The sequence below is a fragment of the Pantoea sp. C1E2 genome, from assembly GCF_056491465.1.
In genome coordinates this window covers 563,906-586,201 of record NZ_JBSZHT010000002.1, presented here as the reverse complement: position 1 = coordinate 586,201, position 22,296 = coordinate 563,906, and the positions used below count along the sequence as shown (strand labels likewise).

The 22,296-nt window shown below is 55.7% G+C and carries 18 protein-coding genes; 7 read left to right on the top strand and 11 right to left on the bottom strand.

Features of this window, described 5'->3' with window-relative positions:
* Positions 1-229 precede the first annotated feature (229 nt).
* Both rsmD and ACXI0A_RS02900 read left to right on the top strand, forming a co-directional pair.
* The gene (rsmD, locus tag ACXI0A_RS02905) at positions 230-829 is read left to right on the top strand and encodes a 16S rRNA (guanine(966)-N(2))-methyltransferase (protein WP_476150461.1); all 600 of its coding nucleotides are present in this window, start codon (positions 230-232) and stop codon (positions 827-829) included.
* Positions 819-1,088: a DUF1145 family protein gene (locus ACXI0A_RS02900; RefSeq protein WP_176970034.1), complete on the top strand. Its 270-nt coding sequence runs from the start codon at positions 819-821 to the stop codon at positions 1,086-1,088. The genes rsmD and ACXI0A_RS02900 overlap by 11 nt, the downstream gene beginning before the upstream one ends.
* A 27-nt stretch (positions 1,089-1,115) precedes the next feature.
* Here the strand turns inward: ACXI0A_RS02900 and ACXI0A_RS02895 are convergent, their stop codons facing one another.
* The gene (locus tag ACXI0A_RS02895) at positions 1,116-1,472 is read right to left on the bottom strand and encodes a DUF2500 domain-containing protein (protein ID WP_200573538.1); all 357 of its coding nucleotides are present in this window, start codon (positions 1,470-1,472) and stop codon (positions 1,116-1,118) included.
* Positions 1,473-1,635: 163 nt separating this feature from the next.
* On the opposite strand from ACXI0A_RS02895, the gene ACXI0A_RS02890 reads away from it, so the two are divergent.
* The gene (locus ACXI0A_RS02890; protein WP_100704241.1) at positions 1,636-2,265 is read left to right on the top strand and encodes a lysoplasmalogenase; all 630 of its coding nucleotides are present in this window, start codon (positions 1,636-1,638) and stop codon (positions 2,263-2,265) included.
* 93 nt (positions 2,266-2,358) lie between these two features.
* Positions 2,359-4,635: a zinc/cadmium/mercury/lead-transporting ATPase gene (locus ACXI0A_RS02885; protein WP_476150463.1), complete on the top strand. Its 2,277-nt coding sequence runs from the start codon at positions 2,359-2,361 to the stop codon at positions 4,633-4,635.
* On the opposite strand, the gene tusA is transcribed toward ACXI0A_RS02885, so the two are convergent.
* Positions 4,632-4,880, bottom strand: a complete 249-nt coding sequence (tusA, locus tag ACXI0A_RS02880) for a sulfurtransferase TusA (RefSeq protein ID WP_200573534.1) — start codon at positions 4,878-4,880, stop codon at positions 4,632-4,634. The genes ACXI0A_RS02885 and tusA overlap by 4 nt on opposite strands.
* A gap of 304 nt (positions 4,881-5,184) precedes the next feature.
* Here tusA and ACXI0A_RS02875 point away from each other — a divergent pair, with 304 nt between their 5' ends.
* Positions 5,185-5,850, top strand: a complete 666-nt coding sequence (locus ACXI0A_RS02875; RefSeq protein ID WP_200573525.1) for a 7-cyano-7-deazaguanine/7-aminomethyl-7-deazaguanine transporter — start codon at positions 5,185-5,187, stop codon at positions 5,848-5,850.
* A 125-nt stretch (positions 5,851-5,975) separates the two neighbouring features.
* The gene (locus tag ACXI0A_RS02870) at positions 5,976-6,533 is read left to right on the top strand and encodes a DcrB family lipoprotein (protein WP_224932089.1); all 558 of its coding nucleotides are present in this window, start codon (positions 5,976-5,978) and stop codon (positions 6,531-6,533) included.
* Between the two features lie 387 nt (positions 6,534-6,920).
* Here ACXI0A_RS02870 and glgP read toward each other — a convergent pair whose 3' ends face one another.
* The 6 genes from glgP to asd all read right to left on the bottom strand — a co-directional run bounded on the left by glgP (position 6,921) and on the right by asd (position 17,823).
* On the bottom strand, positions 6,921-9,368 hold the full coding sequence (gene glgP, locus ACXI0A_RS02865; RefSeq protein ID WP_476150465.1) for a glycogen phosphorylase: 2,448 nt from the start codon (positions 9,366-9,368) through the stop codon (positions 6,921-6,923).
* Positions 9,369-9,389: 21 nt separating this feature from the next.
* Positions 9,390-10,823, bottom strand: a complete 1,434-nt coding sequence (glgA, locus tag ACXI0A_RS02860) for a glycogen synthase GlgA (protein ID WP_224932085.1) — start codon at positions 10,821-10,823, stop codon at positions 9,390-9,392.
* 71 nt (positions 10,824-10,894) lie between these two features.
* Complete coding sequence (glgC, locus tag ACXI0A_RS02855; protein ID WP_476150468.1) at positions 10,895-12,178, bottom strand: glucose-1-phosphate adenylyltransferase; 1,284 nt, start codon at positions 12,176-12,178, stop codon at positions 10,895-10,897.
* Between the two features lie 10 nt (positions 12,179-12,188).
* Positions 12,189-14,168: a glycogen debranching protein GlgX gene (glgX, locus tag ACXI0A_RS02850; RefSeq protein WP_476150470.1), complete on the bottom strand. Its 1,980-nt coding sequence runs from the start codon at positions 14,166-14,168 to the stop codon at positions 12,189-12,191.
* Positions 14,168-16,354: a 1,4-alpha-glucan branching enzyme gene (glgB, locus tag ACXI0A_RS02845; RefSeq protein ID WP_476150471.1), complete on the bottom strand. Its 2,187-nt coding sequence runs from the start codon at positions 16,352-16,354 to the stop codon at positions 14,168-14,170. The genes glgX and glgB overlap by 1 nt, the downstream gene beginning before the upstream one ends.
* Positions 16,355-16,713: 359 nt before the next feature.
* On the bottom strand, positions 16,714-17,823 hold the full coding sequence (gene asd, locus ACXI0A_RS02840; protein WP_476150473.1) for an aspartate-semialdehyde dehydrogenase: 1,110 nt from the start codon (positions 17,821-17,823) through the stop codon (positions 16,714-16,716).
* Positions 17,824-18,144: 321 nt separating this feature from the next.
* On the opposite strand from asd, the gene ACXI0A_RS02835 reads away from it, so the two are divergent.
* Positions 18,145-18,738: a YhgN family NAAT transporter gene (locus tag ACXI0A_RS02835; protein ID WP_224932075.1), complete on the top strand. Its 594-nt coding sequence runs from the start codon at positions 18,145-18,147 to the stop codon at positions 18,736-18,738.
* 42 nt (positions 18,739-18,780) lie between these two features.
* On the opposite strand, the gene panS is transcribed toward ACXI0A_RS02835, so the two are convergent.
* The 3 genes from panS to lysC all read right to left on the bottom strand — a co-directional run bounded on the left by panS (position 18,781) and on the right by lysC (position 22,199).
* Positions 18,781-19,704, bottom strand: a complete 924-nt coding sequence (panS, locus tag ACXI0A_RS02830) for a ketopantoate/pantoate/pantothenate transporter PanS (protein WP_224932073.1) — start codon at positions 19,702-19,704, stop codon at positions 18,781-18,783.
* Positions 19,705-19,885: 181 nt separating this feature from the next.
* The gene (gene aqpZ / locus ACXI0A_RS02825; RefSeq protein ID WP_224932071.1) at positions 19,886-20,578 is read right to left on the bottom strand and encodes an aquaporin Z; all 693 of its coding nucleotides are present in this window, start codon (positions 20,576-20,578) and stop codon (positions 19,886-19,888) included.
* Positions 20,579-20,843: 265 nt separating this feature from the next.
* Positions 20,844-22,199: a lysine-sensitive aspartokinase 3 gene (gene lysC / locus ACXI0A_RS02820; protein WP_224932069.1), complete on the bottom strand. Its 1,356-nt coding sequence runs from the start codon at positions 22,197-22,199 to the stop codon at positions 20,844-20,846.
* Positions 22,200-22,296: the final 97 nt, after the last annotated feature.

Genomic DNA, 22,296 nt, shown 5'->3' with positions numbered 1-22,296 from the left:
GTGTAACCACACTCCTCGATGGCTTATTCCCGGTAGCACGCTGTTCCCAGGGGATAAAAAATTCAATTTTTTGTTCGCGAGCGGCGTAAAAATCAGGCAATTACGCGCACCATATCAACTCAGTAGTCTAACACTTTCCAGCCAGCGCACCACAGCACCCTTTTTTACGTTTCTTCTGCCTGCTACGCCCGTTAAACTACGCAACAAATTATGACGAGTTGTGAGCGAAATGAGTAAATCCCCCCGCAGCAGCGGCGCTGCTGGCCAAATTCGTATCATTGGCGGACAGTGGCGTGGCCGCAAATTACCGGTTCCGGATAGCGCGGGCCTGCGCCCTACCACCGATCGTGTGCGTGAGACCCTGTTCAACTGGTTAGCACCGGACATTCAGGAAGCGCGCTGCCTCGATTGCTTCGCCGGCAGCGGTGCACTCGGGTTAGAGGCACTGTCACGCTATGCGGCGTCTGCTACGCTGCTTGAGATGGAACGTTCCGTTGCCCAGCAGCTGTCGCAGAATCTGCAAACGCTGCGTGCGACACAGGGCAAAGTCGTGCAGACCAATACATTGCAGTGGCTGAGCCAACCGGGTGAGCAGTTTGATGTGGTGTTTGTTGACCCGCCATTCCGTAAAGGGTTGCTTTTAGAAACCCTGACGCTGCTGGAAAATAACGGCTGGCTGGCGGAGAACGCACTGATTTACGTCGAAAGCGAAGTGGAGCACGGTTCGCCGGTCGCGCCCGCTAACTGGGATTTATACCGCGAGAAAATTGCCGGACAGGTAGCTTATCGCCTCTACCAACGCCAACAGGAGACGCACGATGTGGCTTAATCTGGGACGACTATTGATGATTTGCGTCTGGGCATTTCTGCTGCTGAATCTGGTGCACCCTTTCCCGACACCGCTGCGCTACTTCGTGCATGTGGCACTGTTCTTCATGGTGATCATGCATGGCTTGCAGCTGGTGCTACTGCGCGCCACGCAGCCGAAGGATGCGCCAAAACTCAGTGGTGTCACTCAAGCGAAAATTTTCTTTTTTGGTGTGTTCGAACTGCTGGCGTGGCAAAAGAAGCATTATCCGAAGATGTAACGTTCAGGGCCGCTACAGCGGCCCTTGTTATTGCGCGGGGGTAAAACTAACAAAGCGACTGCCCTGCATTTTCAACTCCCCTTTCGCGCCCTTATCAATGTGATGATAGTCATTGGCGCTCACCACCACTTTGATGTCACTCGCCCCATTGAGCGGGTGGAACCAGGCTTCATACTTCATATCTTCCGCCACAATCTCTTCACGCTGACGCGAACGACGATTAGGCGAGGGGAACTCACGTTTGGTTTTCACTTCAACGCTCAGTGAGCGAACCGGTGAAGCATCATTTACCGCGGTTTCACGGCGTTGCTTGATAAACTGACGGGTCGCCAAAACGGCAATAATCGCCAGAACGATAAAAAAGATTAGCGGTGGTTTGCTCATGATTTCTCTCGCGCTTTGCGTTAGTGTCGGAACAGTAAAAAGACGATAAAGCATACAACCAGAGTTGACCGATTGTCACATTCGTCGCCGGTAACTTACACTGAGATCGCTATTTTGGGAAAATTCATGACTCTGGACGCTGCGTTCAGAAAAGGGAGAAAACATGCTTTGGTCTTTCCTTGCCGTACTTTTTTCCGGTTGGCTTTATGTTGATGCTTCATACCGTGGCCCGCAGTGGCAACGCTGGCTGTTCAAACCTGTTACCTTGCTGTTGCTGGTCGCCTGGGCCTGGCAAGCGCCCACACTCAACACTACCGATTACCTGATTCTGGCGGGTCTGGTTGCTACCCTGGTGGGCGATGCGCTGACGTTACTGCCTCGCCAGCAAATGCTGTATGCGCTGGGTGCATTCTTCCTGTCGCACCTGCTCTACACCATCAGCTTTGCCGCGCACATGACCATGAGTTTCTTCTGGCCGATCCCGGTGACACTGCTGGTGATTGGGGCCGTCGTCATCGGCGTGATTTGGTCGAAGCTGGAAGATTTGCGCTGGCCAATCTGTACCTTGATTGGCATGACGCTGGTGATGAACTGGATGGCAGCAGAGAATTATTTCTTCCGTCCGACGGATTACAGCTTCTCGCTGCTGGTTGGTGCAGGATTGCTGCTGTTAGGCAATATTGTTTGGTTTATCACCCACTATCGCCGCCGTTTCAGTGCAGATAGCGCCATTGTTGCCGCTTGCTACTTCGCCGGTCACTTTATGATTGTGCGTTCACTGTGGCTGTATTGAAGAAAAGATGACCTTACTGCTTGACTCTGGAGTTGACTCCAGAGTGTAGCATTCGGGATGCGGGCAGTGGCCCGCATTGATCCCGGAGGTCATATGCACGCTCATTCTCATTCATGCCGTTGTGGGAAATCCCACAGCAAACTCCAGCCGCTGTGCAGCATTCGCTCTGCAACGCCTACCGCGCTAAAAATCTCGGCTGCCCTGCCCGCCACACCTGAAAGTGGCTGCGGCTGCTGCGATAACGACAGCGGCAGTCCCGGCGGCGAAAGCGACGCCGAAAGCGACAGGCTCTCATCCACCTCCCATCAATTCCGCTGGCAGATTGCCGGTATGGATTGCCCCAGCTGCGCGCGAAAAATTGAAACTGCCGTACAACAACTGTCGCAGGTGCGCACCGCTCGCGTGATTTTTGCCAGTGAAAAACTGGTGGTGGATGCCGACCAGGATATCCGCCCGGCCATCGAACAGGCCGTGAAAAATGTCGGTTTTACCCTGACCTCAACCGATCCGCAAACTCAGCCCGCGCCTCAACGCCGCTGGCAGGAAAATGCCGGTTTGCTATTACTGGCATTGCTGATGCTCGCCAGTTGGCTATTGAGTCAGGTGTCTCCTGTATGGGGCGATCGCCTGTTTGTGGCGACCACGCTGATAGGCTTAGCGCCCATTGCACTTAGCGCCTGGAAACTGCTGCGAAGCGGTTCCCCGTTCAGTATCGAAACGCTGATGACCCTCGCCGCCGCCGGTGCGTTAGTGATTGGTGCGCACGCCGAAGCTGCCATGGTGCTGCTGCTGTTCCAGCTGGGCGAACGTCTTGAATCTTACGCCGCTTCGCGTGCCCGTCGCGGTGTGACCGCATTAATGGCACTCCGTCCCGACACCGCTACGCGGTTGACCGGCACCCAACGTGAGCAGGTGGCGCTGGCTGACTTACGTCCCGGCGATACGATTGAAGTCGCTGCTGGCGGTCGTTTACCTGCGGATGGTGAGCTGCTTAAACTGGGCGCCAGCTTTGATGAAAGCGCGCTGACCGGTGAATCAGTGCCGGTTGCTCGTCAGCCGGGCGAAGCGGTGATGGCAGGCGCGACCAGCGTGGATCGATTGGTCACGCTGAAAGTCATTTCCCAACCCGGCAATAGCGCGATTGATCGCATCCTGCAGCTCATTGAAGAAGCTGAAAGCCACCGTGCACCGGTTGAGCGCTTTATCGATCGCTTCAGCCGCATCTATACACCCGCCATTATGTTGCTGGCGCTGCTGGTGATGGTGCTACCGCCACTGCTGGCAGGTGCCGCCTGGTTGCCGTGGATTTATAAAGGCCTGACGCTGCTATTGATTGGTTGCCCTTGTGCGCTGGTGATTTCAACACCCGCCGCGATCACCTCTGGCTTAGCGGCGGCAGCGCGTCAGGGCGCCCTGATCAAAGGGGGCGCCGCGCTGGAGCGTCTCAGCCGCATCCAGACCATGGCATTCGATAAAACCGGCACCCTCACCCTCGGCAAACCGCAGGTGACCGAGGTCGAATCTTTTAGCGCGATGAAAGAAAACGCGCTGCTGAGCATTGCAGCCGCAGTTGAACAAGGTTCCAGCCATCCTTTGGCAATCGCCATCGTGCGCGAGGCCAAACAGCGGCAGCTCACGCTACCCCACGCCCAGCTGCAGCAAACCCTGGCCGGCAGCGGCATTCGCGCGCAGATTGATGGCGCGGCCTTTCAACTGCTGGCGCCGCGTGATGTCACCACGCTCACGGTCGACCAGCAGCAGGCGATAGCGCAACGGGAAGCAGAGGGTAAAACCGTGGTGGTGCTGTTGCAGGATGAGACGGTACTCGGCAGCCTGGCGTTACAGGATCAACTGCGAGAGGAAGCCGTCACCGCGCTGGCGCAGTTGCAAGCGATGGGCATTAATAGCCTGATGTTGACCGGTGATAACCCGCGTGCAGCGGCGGCGATGGCGGCTGCACTCAACATTGATTATCGCGCCGGGCTTTTACCTGCCGATAAAGTGGAGGCGGTGCGCAAACTGGGAGAGCAGCAGTCACTGGCGATGGTAGGTGATGGCATTAACGATGCACCGGCGATGAAAGCCGCCACGATGGGCATTGCCATGGGCAGCGGCACCGATGTCGCGCTGGAGGCCGCCGACGCCGCACTGACACAAAACCGTCTGGCGATCCTGCCGCGCACCATCGCACTGGCACGCCGCACGCGCGCCATTATCCGTCAGAACATCGCGATAGCGCTGGGGCTGAAAGGCATTTTCCTCGTCACCACGCTGCTTGGCTTTACCGGTTTATGGCTGGCGGTGCTGGCGGATTCAGGCGCGACGGCGCTGGTTACGGCCAACGCCTTGCGATTACTGCGTCAGCGTTAAGCCGCACCTTTCTGAATCAGATACTGGTACGGCAGCGTTTCCGTCTGCTGTGCCAGTAGCTGATGTTCCATAAAACGGCAGAACCCAGGGATATCACGCGTGGTAGCCGGATCGTCGGCAATGATCAGTAAGGTTTCGCCCGCCTGCATGGTGCGCACGGTCTTACGCACCATCATTACCGGTTCCGGGCAGCGCAGGCCAAGTGCATCAAGCGTGTGGTCCGGCGCAGAAAAGGGATCGCTCATGATTCTCTGTCTTCATTCAAGGTGGGCGCTCATTCTAGCGCGCTAAATACACAGCGCAAGGCGATAACGATTGCGTTAAAATTAACCATTGCATTAATTGCGCAACGCGCTAAGATCGCCGCCGTTTTTTTACCAAATTGCTTAATCCTCGAAATAATTCACGTTGTCGCAAGGCGGCAAGCTTGATCATCCCCAGGAGCTTAAGTAAGTAACTGGGGTGAACGAGCGTAGCCAACGCACATAAAATTTGAAGTATGAAGAGGATTGTTGGGTTCCCTCACCCCATTACTCAAAAAGGTCAGACATGATTGATTTTTCTGCACGTCAGCGCATGCATGCGCTGTTTTGGCTATCGCTATTCCATTTGCTGGTGATCACCTCCAGTAACTATCTGGTACAGCTGCCGGTTTCCATCTTCGGCTTCCACACCACCTGGGGTGCGTTTAGTTTTCCATTTATCTTCCTCGCTACCGATCTCACCGTGCGCATCTTTGGCGCGCCATTAGCCCGTCGTATTATTCTGGCGGTGATGATCCCGGCGCTGTTTATCTCTTACGTGGTGTCCTGCGTGTTTTACCAGGGCGAATGGCAGGGATGGGCATCGCTGGAGCAGGTGAACCTTTTTGTCGCGCGTATCGCCAGCGCCAGCTTTATGGCTTATGCGCTCGGTCAGATTCTGGATATCCACGTTTTTAACCGTTTGCGTCGTTTACCGCAGTGGTGGATCGCGCCTGCATCCGCCATGTTCCTCGGTAATATCAGCGATACGATGGCCTTCTTTTTCATCGCCTTCTACAAGAGTCCGGACCCGTTTATGGCCGCGCATTGGGTAGAGATTGCGTTGGTGGATTACAGCTTCAAAGTGCTGATCTGCATGATTTTCTTCCTGCCCGCTTACGGTGTACTGCTGAACAGCCTGCTGAAACGTCTGGCAGAGCGCTCGACACAGCGTCAGATCAATTTCGGCTAATTGCACATAGACGAAACGCCGCAGCGCGCTAAGATTTCCTGACAAACCGGCGGTTGCTTTTGACCGCCGATTCCGTTTTTATACCGGGTAGAAAGCACCTGACTGGGATCATCAAAGGGAAAAGAATGCGTAACTTAGTGAAATATGCGGGTATTGGTTTGTTGGTGTTAGGTCTTGCGGCCTGTGATCAGAAGAAAGAGGATGCGGCTGCAGGCAGCAACGGTGCTAGCGCCAGCCAGTCAGCCCAGACGGTCAACCTGATGGACGGTAAGCTAAGCTTCAGTCTGCCTGCGGGCATGTCAGATAAGAGCGGCAAGCTCGGTTCTGAATCCACTAATATGCATGTGTATGCCGACGAAACCGGCCAGCGCGCGATTATCGTGATTGCGGGCGATCCGACCAACGAAGCGCTGGATGCACTGGCACAGCGTCTGGAGCAGCAACAGCGCGGTCGCGATCCGCAGTTGCAGGTCGTTTCCAATAAAGCCGTGACGCTGAAAGATCAGCCTGCTCAGCAGCTGGATACCGTGATTTCGGCCAACAACCAGACGTCATGGTCTTCCGTGATTCTGGCAAAAGTGGATGGCAAACTGCTGACCCTGCAGATCACTCTGCCAGCCGACAATCAGCAGCAGGCGCAGAGCGATGCTGATGCTATCGTGAAAAGCATCACATTAAAATAATCCCCTTCATCCTTCGAACGGCAGATGCGTTGGCTGCGTTCTCTCACCCCGGTCACTTACGTAAGTAAGCTCCCGGGGATTCGTTAACTTGCCGCCTTCCTGCCATTCAAATGATTTTGGGGATCATAGCCTTTCTAACAGCACGCACTTAAGGAAGCAGGCTGGGGTCGCTTTGGGGCAGGCAATCCGCAGCGCTGAACAGAATGAGTCTGCCAGGATAGCCCGCAGGGCGCGGGCGAAAGGCGGGGCGGCACATGGATGTGCCATCCCCCCCGCCGTTCCGTCAGGCTGACGAATGAAGTGAAGGAACCGCGTCAGCGGCGCGAAGACGCCAGCCCCAAACCGACTCCAGACTGCGTTAGCCCCCACCCTTTCAAACGGCCTGCCTTACAATCTGACCGGCGAAATATGCCAAATCTCGTCCGCGTACTCCTGAATCGTTCTGTCCGATGAGAAATAGCCCATATTGGCGATGTTCAATGCCGCACGGCGCTGCCACTCATCCGGCTGACGATAAAGCTTATCCACCTTATCCTGCGCATCCACATAGCTGCGATAATCGGCCAGCAATTGATAGTGATCGCCGAAATTCACTAACGCATCAAACAGATTACGATAGCGACCCGGTTCACCCGGACTGAATGCACCGCTGGCAATTTGCGTCAGTGCCTGATGCAGCTCGGCATCTTCCTCATAATATTTACGCGGGTTGTAGCCATCCTTGCGCAGTTGCTCGACCTGCGGCGTGGTGTTGCCGAAGATAAAGATATTCTCCGCGCCAATGTGCTCGCGCATCTCAACGTTCGCGCCATCCAGCGTACCAATCGTCAACGCGCCATTCAGCGCAAACTTCATGTTACTGGTGCCCGATGCCTCGGTGCCCGCCGTAGAAATCTGTTCAGAGAGATCCGCCGCCGGAATAATGATCTGCGCCAGGCTCACGCTGTAGTTGGGGATAAACACCACCTTCAGCTTGTTCTTCACCTGCGGATCGTTGTTGATCACGTTGGCAACGTCGTTGATCAGGTGAATGATGTGCTTCGCCACGTAATAGGCCGACGCCGCTTTACCGGCGAAGATATTGACGCGCGGCACCCAATCCGCAGTGGGATCGGCTTTGATGCGGTTGTAGCGCGTGATCACGTGCAGCACGTTGAGCAGCTGGCGCTTGTATTCGTGGATACGTTTGATCTGCACATCGAACAGCGCATGCGGATCCAGCACGATGTCCATGTTCTTCGCCACCCAATCCGCTAAACGCTTCTTGTTGGCAAACTTAGCGTCGGCAACCTGCTCAATGAAGGCAGGATAATCAACGTGCGGCGTCAGTTCGCTCAGCTGGCTGAGGTCGGTACGCCAGGTGCGGCCAATGGTCTCATCCAATACCTCGGACAGCGCCGGGTTGGCCAGTGCCAGCCAGCGACGCGGGGTCACGCCATTGGTTTTATTACAGAAGCGACCAGGGAACAGGCGCGCAAAATCCGCAAACAGCGACTGCACCATCAGATTTGAGTGCAGCTCCGATACACCATTCACCTTGTGGCTGACCACCACCGCCAGCCACGCCATGCGGATCTTACGACCGTTGTTTTCGTCGATGATCGAGATGCGCGACATCAAATCCCAGTCATCCGGATAGTACTCCTGGATGGTTTTCAGGAAGTAATCGTTGATTTCGAACACGATGCTGAGATGGCGCGGCAGGATCTTGCCGAACATATCCACCGGCCAGGTTTCCAGCGCCTCACTCATCAGCGTGTGGTTGGTGTAAGAGAACACCTGACAGGTGACTTCGAAGGCGTCATCCCAGGTGTATTTGTGCTCGTCAATCAACAAGCGCATTAATTCGGGGATGGCTAAAACCGGATGAGTGTCATTGAGATGGATGGCGATTTTATCCGCCAGATTGTCCCAGGTTTCATGCATCTGCCAGTGGCGATTGAGAATATCCTGTACCGTGGCCGACACGAGGAAATACTCCTGGCGCAGACGCAGTTCTCGACCTGAGTTTGTCGAGTCATCGGGATAAAGCACGCGCGACACGTTTTCCGAGTGGTTTTTGTCTTCCACCGCAGCAAAGTAATCGCCCTGGTTAAACTTGCCGAGGTTGATCTCATTGCTGGCCTGCGCGCTCCATAACCGCAGCGTATTGGTCGCATCGGTGTCAAAACCCGGGATGATTTGATCGTAGGCCGCCGCGATAATTTCTTCGGTTTCCAGCCAGCGCACGCGCGCGCCTTCGTGTTGCAGGCGACCGCCAAAACGCACTTTGTAGCGCGTGTTAAAGCGCTGGAATTCCCACGGATTGCCATACTCCAGCCAGTAATCCGGCGATTCGCGCTGCTGGCCATCAACGATATTCTGCTTGAACATGCCGTAGTCGTAGCGAATACCGTAACCGCGTCCCGGCAAGCCGAGCGTGGCGAGAGAATCCAGGAAGCAGGCCGCTAAACGTCCCAGGCCGCCATTACCCAGCCCTGGATCGTTCTCCTCATCCATCAGTTCACTGAGGTCGAGACCCATTTCATCCAGTGCCTGATTGAGATCGTCATAAATGCCCATCGCCAGCAACGCATTGCCCAGCGTGCGTCCCATCAGGAACTCCATCGACAGATAATAAACCTGACGCACATCCTGCGACAGTTGCGCACGGCTGGAACGCAGCCAGCGCTCGACCATGCGGTCACGCACCGCCAACAGCGCGGCGTTGAGCCACTCATGTTGATTCGCAATCGACGGGTCTTTACCAATAGTAAACATCAGTTTATAGGCGATGGAGTGCTTCAGTGCGTCAACCGTTAGCGTGGGTGAGGCATAGGTGAAAGGTGCATTCATATCCAGTATCCCAATCTCTGATTACAGCAAACGTTGATAAAGATCGCGGTAGGCTTGTGCGGCCACCTGCCAACTAAAATCCATCCCCATCGCCTGCCGCTGAACGTAACGCCAGAGTGAAGGACGGGACCACAGTACAAAAGCACGTCGAATCGCGCGGAGCAGCGACCAGGCGTTACTGTCTTCAAAACTGAAACCGCTTGCGACCCCGTCAGCGAGGTTCTCCAGCGAACTGTCTTGTACCGTATCCGCCAGCCCGCCGGTACGGCGCACTAACGGCAGTGTGCCGTACTTCAAACCGTATAACTGTGTCAGGCCGCACGGCTCAAAGCGGCTTGGCACCATAATCACATCTGCACCACCAACAATGCGGTGCGAGAAGGCTTCGTGATAACCGATCTGGACGCCGACGCTACCCGGATGCTCAGCCGCCGCGGCGAGAAAACCTTGTTGCAGCTCCGCATCGCCCTGGCCCAGCAGCACCAGTTGGCCGCCCTGAGCTAATAACCCTGGCAAGGCTTCCAGCACCAGATCCAGCCCCTTTTGTTTGGTCAGGCGGCTGATCACACAGAAGACTGGCGCTTTCTCATCAATCTTCAGCCCCATGGCGATCTGCAATTGACGCTTGTTCTCGGCCTTGCTCTCCAGCGTTTCGCGGTCGTAACGCGCGGTGAGCAGCAGGTCATGCGCCGGGTCCCAGATACCGGGATCGACCCCGTTAAGAATGCCGCTCAACCGCCCCTCTTTCAGCCGCTGTTCCAGCAACGATTCCATACCGTAGCCAAATTCAGGTCGGGTGATCTCCAGAGCATACGTCGGGCTGACTGCCGTAATATGATCGGCATAAAACAATCCCGCCTTGAGATACGAAATTTGCCCGAAAAACTCTAACCCGTGCATGTCGAAAAAGGCGCGCGGTAGCTGAATCTCATCCAGGTGACGCGCATTGAACAAGCCCTGGTACGCCAGGTTATGCACGGTAAACACCGTTTTCGCCGGGCGACCTCGTGCTGCAATGTAGGCGCAGGTCAACCCTGCATGCCAGTCGTGCGCGTGCACCACATCGGGTTGCCACTGTATATCCAACCCGCTGGCGATCTCTGCGCCCATCCATCCCAGTAGCGCAAAACGCAGATAGTTATCCACGTAAGCAAACTGCGATGTGTCGTGATAAGGGCTGCCGGGACGTTCATACAATCCCGGCGCATCTATTAAATAAATGCCAACACCGTTGAATTGTCCAAATAATAAACGGACCGGCCCGGCAAAAGTGTGTAACTCCGCCACGATTTCGGTATCAGGAATCCCTTTACGCAGATCCGGATACGCGGGAATCAGTACCCGCGCATCCGTTCCACCGGCAATTTGAGCCTGAGGCAATGCGCCGACAACATCAGCCAACCCGCCGGTTTTTAACAGCGGGAAAAGTTCTGAACAGACATGTAAAACCTGCATCCTGGACCCCTATTGTGTTATCGCGCGTTCCCCGCGTCGATTGCCTGTGTGCTTGTTCGTTACTTGCGTAGTCAGCCAGCCAGTTTGGCCAGCATGGCGCGCGTCACCAAAACGATGCCTTCATCTGAACGGTAAAAACGGCGGCTGTCTTCATCAGGGTTTTCACCAATCACCATGCCTTCCGGAATCACGCAGGCGCGATCGATCACGCAACGACGCAGACGACAGGAACGATTGATCACCACATCCGGTAGCAGCACCGAAGAGTCAATATTGCAAAACGAGTTAATGCGCACGCGCGGGAACAGCACCGAATTCACCACCACGGAGCCAGAGATGATGCAGCCGCCAGATACCAGCGAATTCATCGTCATACCGTGGCTGCCCGAGCGATCCTGCACAAACTTGGCGGGCGGCAACGGTTCCATATGGGTGCGAATCGGCCAGTCGTGGTCGTACATATCCAGTTCCGGCGTGACAGAAGCCAGATCAAGATTGGCGCGCCAGTAAGCTTCCAGCGTCCCGACGTCACGCCAGTACGGCTCGGCATTCTCATCGTTCTGTACGCAAGACAAGGTAAAGGAGTGCGCATACGCCTCACCGCTGGCGACAATCTTCGGCAGCAGATCTTTGCCGAAATCGTGGCTGGATTCGGGTATCAGCAAATCCTCCTCCAGTAACTGATAGAGGTAATCAGCATTGAACACGTAGATCCCCATACTGGCCAGCGCTTTAGTGTCATCTCCCGGCATTGATGGCGGCTGCGGCGGTTTTTCCACAAAATCGATGACGTTGTTTTCCGCATCCACGGCCATCACGCCAAACGCCGTGGCTTCCGCCAACGGGACGGGCAAACAGGCAATGGTGCATTTCGCCCCTTTGTCAGCGTGGTCGAGCAGCATGCGCGAGTAATCCATTTTGTAGATGTGATCCCCGGCGAGAATCACGATGTACTGCGCGTTGTAGCGACGAATGATGTCGAGGTTCTGCGAAACGGCATCGGCAGTCCCGCGATACCAATGTTCGGTCGCGGCACGCTGCTGCGCAGGCAGTAAATCGACAAATTCGTTCATCTCCTCATTGAACAGGGACCAGCCACGCTGAATATGCTGCGTCAACGTATGTGACTGATATTGGGTAATAACACCGATGCGCCGAATACCTGAATTGATGCAGTTCGACAGCGCAAAGTCGATGATGCGAAACTTGCCACCGAAGTGAACGGCAGGTTTGGCGCGTTTTGCGGTGAGATCCTTCAGACGCGTACCGCGTCCACCAGCCAGGATCAACGCCACCGTTTGTGTAGGGAGCTGGCGCGCCAGCATCAGTGGGTCTGTTCTATCTAACTTAACCATGTCTGACTCCTTATGATTGCTTTAGGAACACACACACGCCGTGTGCGGGCCCGTGCCAGACAGTTGTCAGGATGGGGTTATCTTCCCCGGCGAAAGGAGGAATGGCACGCCACTCTCCGTCTGGTAAGGCAAGGTCACTCACCGATTCCGTGGCGTTGATTGTTATTAACCAGCGGCTGGAGAGCAGGATCTGCATTCTGTGCGCCCCCTGTTCCCACTCCTCATTTCCCTGTGGTTTGCCGCTGGCATTGAACCACTGCACGTTGCCATCGCCCTCCTGCCACCAGCGGTCCGCAGTCAGCGCGGGAATGCGCTGACGCAGCCGGATCAACGCGGCAGTGAAGTCGACCAGTCCAAAATCATCCTGATGCCAGTTCAACCAGGTCAGCGGGTTGTCCTGACAGTACGCATTGTTGTTACCGTGCTGGCTATGACCGCGCTCATCACCCGACAGCAACATCGGCGTGCCTTGTGCCAGTAACAGCGTGGTCAATAAGGCATGTACGCTTCGCCGCCGCCGTTCGACAATATCGAAATTGACCTGCAGCCCCTCTTTGCCATGGTTATGGCTGAAGTTACTGCTGCTGCCGTCACGATTGTCTTCGCCGTTGGCTTGATTGTGTTTGTGGTTGAAACTCACCACGTCACGCAGCGTAAAGCCGTCATGTGCGGTAATCAGATTGACGCTGGCGTGTGGCAGGCGCCCTTCTCGCTGAAACACATCACTGGACGCGGCAAACCGCCGGGCAATTTCACCGTTGTTGAGCTGGCCGTGCAGCCAGTAACGGCGCGCGGCATCGCGGAAATGGTCATTCCACTCGGCGAATCCCTCAGGAAAATTGCCCACCTGATAGCCTCCGGGCCCGATATCCCACGGCTCAGCAATCAATTTGACCTGTGACAGCAGCGGACAGGCTTTGATGGCGGCGAACAGCGGGGCATCCTGAAGATATTCAGGCGTACGGCCCAGCACGCTGGCAAGGTCAAAGCGGAAGCCATCAATATGGCAATCGCGCACCCAGTAACGCAGCGCTTCTAATGCCCATTCCATCACCTGCGGATCGCTCAAATTCAGCGTGTTGCCGCAGCCGGTCCAGTTTTGGTATTCGCCCTGCGCGTCGAGCCAGTAATAGCTGGCGTTATCCACGCCGCGCAGCGATATGTTGGGGCCAAACTCTTCCAGTTCGGCGGTGTGGTTGAACACCACATCAAGGATCACCTCGATACCCGCCGCATGCAGCGCTTTAACCGCCTGCTGAAACTCCTGCAAGGGCGTGAGGCCATGGTCGCCTGAGGCGTAACGTGGATCCACCGCCCATAGCGCAAACGGGTTATAGCCCCAGTAGTTACTCAGCCCCAGCCGCTGCAGACGCGGTTCATTGGCGAAGTGGGCAATGGGCAGCAACTCAAGCGCAGTGATGCCGAGATGGCGTAAGTACTTCACCATAGCAGGATGGCCCAGTGCCGCATAAGTCCCGCGCAGCCTTTCCGGAATTTCCGGATGTTGCCGGGTCAAGCCACGCACGTGCGCCTCATAAATCACCGTATTGCCCCACGGTGTGCGCAGCGGTTTTTCATCGTCCCAGTCGAAATCTTCGGCGATCACCAATGATTTTGGCGCGATGGCGGCGTTATCCTGCAGGTCGCGTTCCTGCTCGCCGCTAAGAAATCGCGGATCGTCAGGTATATCCCCGGCGACCGCTTTAGCGCAGGGATCGACCAGCAATTTAGCCGGATTAAACCGATGTCCTTGCTGCGGAGCCCACGGGCCGTGTACCCGATAGCCATAGCGCTGGCCGGGCTTTAACGCCGGAAAATAGCCGTGCCAGATATCGCCACTGCGTGCGGGCAGCGTAAAGCGCCGTTCAGCACCATGCGCATCAAACAGGCACAGCTCCACCTGCTCGGCATGGCGGGAAAACAGCGTGAAGTTAACGCCGCGCCCGTCATAATGGGCGCCCAACGGCGTTGGCTGCCCGGTTTCCAGCATCAGTCGCCCTCCCGCACCAGCCAAATCGTGGCCAGTGGCGGCAAGGTCAGGCTCAGCGATTGAGCACGGCCGTGGCTCTCGATATTGTCCGTGTGCACAATGCCGTGATTGCGGGTATCACTGCCGTGATAGTCTTGCTGATCGGTATTCAGCACTTCACGCCAGCCGCCTTGTTGATTGACGCCAAAGCGATAATCGTGACGCGCTACCGGGGTGAAGTTACTGGCAACGATGATTTCATTGCCCTCGCGATCGCGGCGTGCAAACACAAACACCGAGTTTTCGTGGTCATCAACCACCAGCCACTCAAAGCCCTGTGCATCGAAATCCAGTTGATGTAATGGCGTGAAGTGTTTGTAGCTATGGTTAAGATCGCGCACTAAGCGCTGAACGCCGTTGTGCCAGTTGTCTTCCCCTTCCAGCAGATGCCAGTCGAGGCTGGTATCGTGGTTCCACTCACGTCCCTGGGCAAACTCGTTGCCCATAAACTGCAGCTTTTTGCCCGGGAAGCCCCACATCCAGCCGTAATAAGCACGCAGGTTGGCAAACTTCTGCCACGCATCGCCGGGCATACGATCGAGAATCGAACGTTTGCCGTGCACCACTTCATCGTGCGACAGCGGCAGCACGAAGTTTTCGGTGTAGTTGTAGAGCATGCCGAAGGTCATCAGATTGTGATGATATTGGCGATGTACGGGGTCGAGCTTCATGTAGTCCAGCGTGTCGTGCATCCAACCGAGGTTCCATTTAAACCAGAAGCCGAGACCGCCATCTTCAGAAGGACGGGTCACGCCAGGATAATCGGTGGACTCTTCCGCCACGCTGATGGTGCCCGGCGCGGCGCGTCCCAGAGTGCGGTTGGTGTGGCGCAGGAACGAGATGGCTTCGAGGTTTTCGCGACCGCCGAAGTGGTTGGGCACCCATTCGCCCTCTTTGCGGCTATAATCGCGGTAGATCATCGATGCCACGGCATCCACGCGCAGCCCATCAATGCCAAAGCGCTCCATCCAATACAGTGCGTTGCCGGAGAGATAGTTGCTGACTTCACGGCGGCCAAAGTTGTAGATCAGCGTGTTCCAGTCCTGATGAAAACCTTCGCGGGGATCGCTGTGTTCATACAGTTCGGTGCCATCAAATTTCGCCAGACCGAAGTCGTCACTGGGGAAGTGGCCGGGCACCCAGTCGAGCAACACGTTGAGGCCAGCATCGTGCGCCGCGGCGATAAAGTGTCGGAACTCATCACGCGGACCAAAGCGGCGCGTTGGCGCATACATGCCGAGTGGCTGATAGCCCCAGCTGCCGTCAAACGGATGCTCGTTGATCGGCAGCAGCTCAATGTGGGTGAAGCCCATCTCTTTGACGTAAGGAACCAGCTGTTCAGCCAGCTCTTTGTAGCTCAGCCAGAAGTTGTTGTCGGTGTGGCGGCGCCACGAACCCAGATGCACTTCGTAAATCGAGATCGGCTGATCAAAGGCATTGGCGGCTTTGCGCTGCGGCTGCATCTCCACTTTAGGTGGCAGACCGCAGATCATTGAGGCGGTTTGCGGGCGCATCTGTGCCTCAAAGGCGAACGGGTCGGCTTTGATCCGCATCTGCCCAGACGCATCAATGATTTCATATTTGTACAGTTGACCATTGACCGCGCCAGGCACAAATAACTCCCAGATACCCAGCTCGCGACGGAAGCGCATCGGGTGACGACGACCGTCCCAGAAGTTGAATTCGCCGACCACGGAAACCCGGCGAGCGTTAGGTGCCCACACCGAGAAACGAGTGCCGCTGACACCATCAATGGTGGCGTTGTGCGCCCCCAGCGTTTCATACGGGCGCAGATGCGTGCCTTCGCCAAGGAGCCAGGCATCCATTTCGGCCAGTAACGGGCCGAAGCGATAGGCATCGTCGATCAGGTTTTGCTGGCCGTGCCAGGTGACCGCCAGCTGATAGCGAAACAGGTTTTTACGGCGCGGAACCACTCCGCAGAAGAAGCCGCGTGAATCGAGACATTTTAGCTGCGCACATTTACGACCAGTGTTGGTTTCAATCACCCAGACTTCGGAGGCATCGGGCAGCAGCGCGCGCACTTCAAGGCCTTCGACAGTCTGGTGCATCCCCAGGAAAGAGAAGGGATCGGCATAATTCCCGGCAAAAAGGGCATTGATCGCATGGCGATCGGGAAGCTCTGACATGACTTTCTTCCTATGATTTTGCGCAGGCGACCGGAGTGGACAACATTGTCGCCTCTGGTGCGCTGCTTTTCATTGAGCCATACGTACACCAGCAAGGGAGGACACCGTCCATGGGAAAAGATATTTGCCGTGTACAACAACCATTCAGTTCGGAAAGCAAAAACAGTTAACAACCGGCACATCACTGTTAAATCATAGCTTGGGGCTGGCAGAAGCCAGGGGGGAAAGCAAAAAAATCTTGTCGGGCAAGCAAAAAGGGGAAGCGGATCACTTGTCAGGCGCAATTTGGGTTAAGTTTTGCAACCTGGTTGGCATAAAAAAGGCCGGGAAATCCCGGCCTGACTGGTTTGTCGCTGCGCTTAGTCGATCAGCAAACGCAACATGCGGCGCAGCGGTTCGGCCGCGCCCCACAATAGCTGGTCGCCCACGGTGAAGGCAGAGAGATATTCCGGCCCCATGTTCAGTTTACGCAGACGGCCGACTGGCGTGGTCAGCGTACCGGTGACTGCCGCAGGCGTCAGTTCACGCATGGTGATTTCGCGATCGTTTGGCACCACTTTCACCCACTCGTTGTGAGAAGCCAGCAGCTGTTCGATTTCGTTCAGCGGGATATCTTTCTTCAGCTTCAGGGTGAACGCCTGGCTGTGGCAGCGCAATGCGCCGACGCGCACGCACAGACCATCAACCGGAATCACGTTGCTGGTGCGCAGAATCTTGTTGGTTTCAGCCTGACCTTTCCACTCTTCGCGGCTCTGGCCGTTATCCAGCTGCTTGTCGATCCATGGAATCAGACTGCCCGCCAGCGGTACGCCGAAGTTATCGGTCGGCAAGGTGCCAGAACGGGTGAAATCGGTGACGCTACGTTCGATATCCAGAATCGCTGAAGCCGGATCCTGCAGGGATTTCGCCACGTGATCGTGCAACATGCCCATCTGAGTCAGCAGTTCACGCATATGACGTGCGCCGCCGCCGGATGCCGCCTGGTAGGTGGCAACAGACGCCCACTCCACCAGATCGTTCGCGAACAGCCCACCGAGGGACATCAGCATCAGGCTCACGGTGCAGTTGCCGCCGACGAAGGTTTTAACGCCGTTGTCGAGGCCCTGACGAATCACATTGTGGTTAACCGGATCGAGAATGATGATGGCATCATCTTTCATGCGCAGCGTCGACGCTGCATCAATCCAGTAACCCTGCCAGCCGCTTTCACGCAGCTTAGGGTAAACTTCACTGGTGTAGTCACCGCCCTGGCAGGTGATAATAATATCCAGCGCCTTCAGCGCCTCGATATCAAAAGCATCCTGCAGCGCACCGGTCGACTTACCGCCGAATGTCGGTGCCGCCTGACCAAGCTGAGACGTGGAGAAGAAGACCGGATTGATCACATCAAAATCGCGTTCTTCACTCATGCGTGACATCAGCACAGAGCCGACCATGCCACGCCAACCAATAAAGCCTACATTCTTCATTTTCTGTCCGTCCGGGGCGTTTTCACTGTGCCCTTCGTGGTGCGAGGAAAAGACCAAGCGGAATATCCAGTTGATCTGCGTAATAATCAGGTTTACCTGCGACCTCCAACTCTACAAAATGCAGGCTTTCTGGCAAGTGAATTAATTCGATTGCGCCAACTTTTTCAGCAGTACAACTAATACTCCCCTCAATGAATCGAGGTACGGGCAGGCGGAATTCGGAGTATCTCGATCGGCTACGCGAGTCAGCGATCAAGAAGCCCATCGCCGCCAACGCACTTTAGTTTGAAGAATGACGGGAACAAGGGATGGCTTTAACCTATGACTGAAATGATATCTGCGACCATATTGCTGCTGTTAATTATGGACCCGCTGGGCAACCTGCCGATTTTTATGTCGGTGCTCAAGCATCTCGAACCTAAGCGTCGCCGCGTGGTGCTGATTCGTGAAATGCTGATCGCACTGATTATCATGCTGCTGTTCCTGTTTACCGGTGAGCGTATTCTGGCGTTCCTGAATTTGCGCACCGAAACCGTCTCGATCTCCGGCGGTATCATTCTGTTCCTCATCGCCATCCGCATGATTTTCCCTTCTGGCGAAACCAGCACCAGCGGCTTGCCAGCTGGTGAAGAGCCGTTTCTGGTGCCGCTGGCGATTCCGCTGGTTGCAGGTCCTTCGCTGTTAGCCACGCTGATGTTGCTGTCACATCAATATCCCAATCAGATGTCACATTTGGTTGGTGCATTGATGATCGCCTGGGGCGTCACCGTGCTGATTCTGCTGATGTCAGGACTGTTTTTACGCTTGCTGGGTGACAAAGGCGTTAACGCGCTGGAGCGGTTGATGGGATTGATTTTGATTATGCTGGCAACACAGATGTTTCTGGATGGGATTCGCGCTTATCTAAAACTGTAGCGCACAGACAGCGGGCGGCACTTTGGCCGCCCGCTTGCAGGATTACTTCTGCTTCTTCTCAATCGGTTTGCCCGACCAGTAACCCGCCAGCAGCGAACCTGACAGGTTGTGCCACACCGAGAACAGCGCGCCCGGCAAGGCAGCCAGCGGTGAGAAGTAGAGTTTGCCCAGCGTTGCCGCCAGACCGGAGTTCTGCATGCCCACTTCCAGCGCCAGCGTGCGGCAGGTGGACTCGTCAAAGCCAAACAGCTTGCCGCCCCAATAGCCGCCCAACAGGCCGATGGCGTTATGCAGGATCACCGCCGCGATGACCATCAGACCAACAGAACCGATAAAGCCCTGGCTGCCCGCCACCACTGCGCTGATGATCAGCAAAATACACACCATCGAGAACGCTGGCAGATAGGGCTCAACGCGGCGCACAACGCTGTTCATCGAGTGGTGGATAATCAGACCCAGTCCAATCGGGATAACGACAATCTTAATGATGCTGAGCAGCATGCCGACCACATCCACCTGAATGTGGGTATCCACGTAGAAGCGCGTCAGCAGCGGCGTAGCGAAGACGCCCACCAGCGCAGAAACAGACGAGATGGTCACAGACAGGGCCACATCGCCCTTCGCCAGATAGATCATCACGTTGGACGCGGTGCCGCTGGCCACGCTGCCCACCAGAATCATCCCGGCGGAAAGGTCCGGCGGCATATGGAACAGTTTCGCCAGGCCCCAGGCGGCCAGAGGCATCACCAGGTAATGCAAAAAGGTACCGGCGATAACCGGTGCCGGACGCGTCAGAACACGTTTGAAATCATCAATATTCAGCGTCACACCCATGCCGAACATGATCAGCATTAGCAGGTAAGTGACCCACGGCCCAATGCCGAGGAACGTCGAGGGCGAGTAATACGCCGCGACCGAGAGCAGTACGGCCCAGAGTGGGAACAGGCGGGTTAATTTGGCGAGCATGGAGAGACTTCCTTAGATATTTTTTGATTTATTTCATATGCCACAGATGAAGTGCCGCGCGGGGAACGACCACAGCGACGGACGCGGGATCATAACATTTCATTATCGTGACGTAAGGCGGGAAGTCGCTAGCAGGATAAAATGCGGATCGTCTGCGGTCGATCCGCGGTTTGTAGAGAAATTACTCTGCTTTTTCCAGTAAAACGCGGTAGATCACACCACCGATTGCCGCACCGATGATCGGCATCAGCCAGAACATCCAGAGTTGCTGCAATGCCCAACCGCCCTGGAAGATCGCCACGCCGGTGCTGCGTGCTGGATTGACTGAGGTGTTGGTCACCGGAATGCTCACCAGGTGGATCAGCGTCAGCGCCAGACCAATGGCAATCGGGGCGAAACCAGCCGGTGCGCGTTTATCGGTGGCGCCCATGATCACCACCAGGAAAATGGCCGTCATTACCGTTTCACAGATCATCCCGGCATTCAGACTAAACCCGCCCGGTGAATGCTCACCATAACCATTTGAGGCGAACCCGCTGGCGGCAGCATCAAAGCCGGGTTTACCGCTGGCAATCAGATACAACACGCCCCCTGCGGCGACGGCACCCACTAACTGCACGATGATGTAAGGGATCACCTGCGCCGCCGGGAAACGTCCTCCTACCGTCAATCCTATGGTGACGGCAGGATTAAAGTGCCCACCGGAAATGTGCCCCACGGCGAACGCCATCACCAGCACCGTTAAGCCAAACGCCAGCGCCACGCCCGCAAAACCAATTCCGACTTGTGGGAAGGTGGCAGCTAATACCGCGCTACCACACCCGCCGAACACCAGAACAAACGTGCCTACCCCTTCAGCAACCAATCTTTGCATAGCCATTCCCTCAAAAATTGAATGTTTTCTCGTTGGGACAATCGATAAGCGCGATTAAAAAGTAACCGCTGATTAGCAGCGTAGTGGGATATAGAGACAATTCCAGTGAGGAAAACGAAGTAAATAGCTATGAATCATGGGGTTATAAAGAAATCACTGGCGCGGAAAGCAGGTTGCCGTTTGGCTTAATCTGTTGTTTAACGAAATGTATAAAATAAAAAAGCCGGACCAGGTCCGGCTTGATGGATTACGCTAAAAATTTGCCTTAAGAACCAAAAAGATTCTTATGCAGCGCGCGCACCACTTCTTCTGCGTCTGGCGTTGGCACCAGGAAGCACAGGTTATAGCTGCTGGCTCCGTAACAAATCATGCGCAGGTTAAACGGCTCAAGGGCACCAAACACCTCTTTACCCACACCGCAGGCTTTCGACAAGTTGTTGCCGATAATCGCCACCAGCGCCAGGTTCTCTTCCACTTCCACGCGGCACAGCGAAGAGAGTTCGGTCAGCAGCGCTTGCGTCAACAGGCTTTCACCGGTGGTCGAAGAACCGGTGGTATCCAGCGTCAGCGCCACGCTCACTTCTGACGTGGTAACCAGATCGACGGAGATGTTATGGCGAGCCAGAATCGCGAACACTTCAGCAAGGAAGCCGTGCGCGTGCAGCATGTTCAGGCTGTGCAGCGTCATCAGAGTTTGCTTACGACGCAATGCCAGCGCGCGGAACAGCGGTGGATTCTGGGTTTCGTTGCAGACGCGCGTGCCACCTGCAGCCGGATCTTTACTCGAACCGACGAACACCGGAATGTCACTGCGCACAGCTGGCAGCAGGGTCGCCGGATGTAGCACTTTCGCGCCGAAGATCGCCATTTCAGCCGCTTCTTCGAAGGTAATTTCTTCAATACGTTTCGCAGTGGGCACCACGCGTGGATCGGTGGTGTAGATGCCGGCCACGTCAGTCCAGATATCCACACGTGCCGCCTGCAGCGCTTCACCCAGCAGTGCGGCGGTGTAGTCGCTACCACCACGTCCCAGCGTGGTGGTGCGGCCTTTACCTTCGCTACCAATAAAGCCCTGGGTAATCACCAGCGCTTCTGCAACGCGTGGCGCCAACTGTGCGGTGGACAGCTCTTTCAGCGTGGCAACGTCAGGCTCTGCACGACCAAAACGATCGCTGGTGCGCATCACTTTACGCACGTCAAACCATTCGGCATTGACCTGACGCTCACGCAGCACTTCCACAAACAGCAGGGTCGACATCAGCTCACCGTGGCTGACCAACTCGTCGGTCAGCGCATGTGAGGTCGCCAGTGCAGTGGCTTCCGCCAGCATCAGGATGTTTTCCAGCATGCGATCAATCTCCTGGCGAATCACTTCAGGGGATTGCAGGCGATCAATGATGGCATATTGAATATTGCGAATTTCGTCCAGCAGGTGTGCGCGCTGCTCCAGTTCCCGGCCTTCAGCCAGAGAAACCAGCAGATTCGTCACGCCAGCAGACGCAGAAAGCACCACTAAACGGGTATTGGCATCGGAGAGCACAACATCCGCACTGCGGTTCATGGCATCAAAATCGGCAACGCTGGTGCCGCCAAATTTTGCCACGATCAGGTTTTGAGACATGTTACGAACCTCGTGTCAGATTAGCTTTCTCCCGTTATTAAACGGAAGAGGTGATTTCAGCCTTGGCACAAGAGAAGAGCAGAATTGGACAGACAAG